The sequence below is a fragment of the Devosia epidermidihirudinis genome (genome assembly GCF_000971295.1).
Lineage (GTDB): Bacteria > Pseudomonadota > Alphaproteobacteria > Rhizobiales > Devosiaceae > Devosia > Devosia epidermidihirudinis.
Genome location: NZ_LANJ01000038.1, coordinates 1 through 515, shown reverse-complemented (window position 1 = coordinate 515; position 515 = coordinate 1). Strand labels below are relative to the sequence as shown.

Here is a 515-nt window from a genome sequence, read left to right as displayed (position 1 = left end):
GAGGAACTGCGCGCGCAGCTCGTCCGAGCCGAAGCGCGCGAGCGCCGGTGTCGCCATGTCGGTCTGCACGCCAATCGCCATCGGCACACCACCGCAGTGGATATGGCCGAGCGTCTCCGCCATCGCCATCGCATACGAATAGTCGAGGCCCAGGCCGCCGTACTCGGTCGGCTTGGCGATGCCGAGGAAGCCCAGCGCGCCCATCTTCTTGAACAGTTCCTTGGCCGGGAACATCTCCGCTGCTTCCCATTCGTCGATGTGCGGGTTGATGTCGCTGTCGATGAAGCGCTTGAGGTTGCGCTGCAGTTCCTGATGCTCGTGGGTGAATTGCATGGTGTCTCGCTCCGGTGGTCCTGGGGTTCTGTGGTGTTCGTCGATGCGGATGGGCGGCGCTACGGTCGGGCGACGCCGAACTGGACGGGATGCAGCGTGCGGCGGCGCGCCTCGCCGCACACGGCCAGCACGCAGGCCAGCACTTTGCGCGTGTCGCGCGGGTCGATCACGCCGTCGTCCAG

The 515-nt window shown here is 66.4% G+C and carries 1 protein-coding gene; it reads right to left on the bottom strand.

Annotation, left to right across the window (positions count from 1 at the left end; all coding sequences use genetic code 11):
• The coding region (locus WH87_RS14430) for an acyl-CoA dehydrogenase family protein (protein ID WP_046173271.1) at positions 1-333 on the bottom strand (333 nt) is incomplete at its 3' end.
• Between the last annotated feature and the right edge of the window lie 182 nt (positions 334-515).